Here is a 1,851-nt window from a genome sequence, read left to right on the forward strand (position 1 = left end):
AAATTAATTTCTTCGACTATACAACAGACCCTACGGAAAACGTCCGCACGACGACGCTTCATACTCTCTATCGAAAGTTATCATCCGATACGGCCGCTTATGCGGCCGTATTGTCTATATCGGTTTATCAACAGCAAAATGCCCCACTGCCAAACGCTGCCGTAGCATTCTGTCTTAAATTAAGACTATAGCCGGCTTCCTAAAAAACCAACTTCAATATCGGCCATAATCACTCAACTAAAAACACTCAGACGCAAGCCGGATATTTACACCCGACCATGCCGTCTGAAAACGCCCTGCTGCGGCGCATCTCTCCCGATACCCGAAGCAAGCGGCCATACCCGTCCCCGCCCTTTCCGTTGACACCGTTCCGGCAAGGGCTTAAAATCGCCGTTTCGCAAAAATTTTCTCCGGCCGCTCCGGCCAGTCTTCCTTATCTTTTCAGACGGCTTTTCTGCCGCCTTTTCCAATATCCAATCTAAATATTATGCACGTTTCCGAATTACAGACCCGACACATTTCCGAATTGCTGGAAATGGCGGAAGCTCACGGCATTGAAAATGCCAACCGTCTCCGCAAACAAGACCTCGTTTTTGCCATTGTGCGCCAGATGATGAAGCAGGGAGAAAGTTTTACCTGCTCCGGCACGCTGGAAATCCTGCCCGACGGCTTCGGCTTTTTACGCAGCGCCGATACGTCTTATCTGGCCGGCCCCGACGATATTTATGTTTCGCCGAGCCAAATCCGCCGCTTCAACCTGCATACCGGCGACACCATCGAAGGCAGCGTGCGCGTGCCCAAAGACAACGAGCGCTATTTCGCGCTGGTGCGTCTCGACAGCATCAACGGCGACAATCCGGAAGCCTGCAAACACAAAATCCTGTTTGAAAACCTCACGCCGCTTTTCCCGACCGAGCAGTTCAAGCTCGAGCGCGACATCAAGGCGGAGGAAAACATTACCGGCCGCGCCATCGATTTGGTGTCGCCTACCGGCCGCGGCCAACGCGCGCTGCTGGTCGCTCCGCCGAAAACCGGTAAAACCGTGATGCTGCAAAACATCGCCCACGCGATTACCGGCAATTATCCCGAAGTGGAACTGATTGTTTTGCTGATTGACGAGCGCCCTGAGGAGGTAACCGAAATGAGCCGCTCGGTGCGCGGTGAAGTGGTGTCGTCCACCTTTGACGAACCGGCCACCCGCCATGTGCAGGTTGCCGAAATGGTATTGGAAAAAGCCAAGCGCATGGTCGAGCATAAAAAAGACGTGGTCATTCTGCTCGATTCGATTACCCGCCTCGCCCGCGCCTACAATACCGTGGTGCCGACGTCCGGCAAAATCCTCACCGGCGGCGTGGACGCCAACGCGCTGCACCGCCCGAAACGCTTCTTCGGCGCGGCACGCAATGTCGAAGAAGGCGGCTCGCTGACGATTATCGCCACCGCTTTGGTAGAAACCGGCAGCCGTATGGACGATGTGATTTACGAAGAATTTAAAGGCACGGGCAATATGGAGCTGCATCTCGACCGCCGCATGGCCGAAAAACGCCTGTTCCCCGCCATCAACATCAACAAATCGGGCACGCGCCGCGAAGAGCTGCTGGTACCGAACGACCAGCTCCAGCGTATGTGGCTGCTGCGTAAATTCCTGCACCCGATGGACGAAATCGAAGCCACCGAGTTTTTGGTGGACAAGCTCAAAGCGTCGAAAGACAATAATGAGTTTTTCGAGCTGATGCGCGGTAAATAATGCAGAAAAAGCCGTCTGAAAAATCGGTAATCGGTTTTTCAGACGGCTTTTTGTATGTAAAGTATTGATGTAGGTTGGGATGCTATAGTCGGAGAACTTAATTT

General features: G+C 53.3%; 1 protein-coding gene. It reads left to right on the forward strand.

The features are described 5' to 3' along the window. Positions 1-487: 487 nt before the first annotated feature. Positions 488-1,747, forward strand: a complete 1,260-nt coding sequence (gene rho / locus BDE01S_RS10335; protein ID WP_066081239.1) for a transcription termination factor Rho — start codon at positions 488-490, stop codon at positions 1,745-1,747. Positions 1,748-1,851: the final 104 nt, after the last annotated feature.

It is taken from the genome of Bergeriella denitrificans NBRC 102155 (assembly GCF_001592185.1).
Taxonomy (GTDB): Bacteria; Pseudomonadota; Gammaproteobacteria; order Burkholderiales; family Neisseriaceae; genus Neisseria; species Neisseria denitrificans.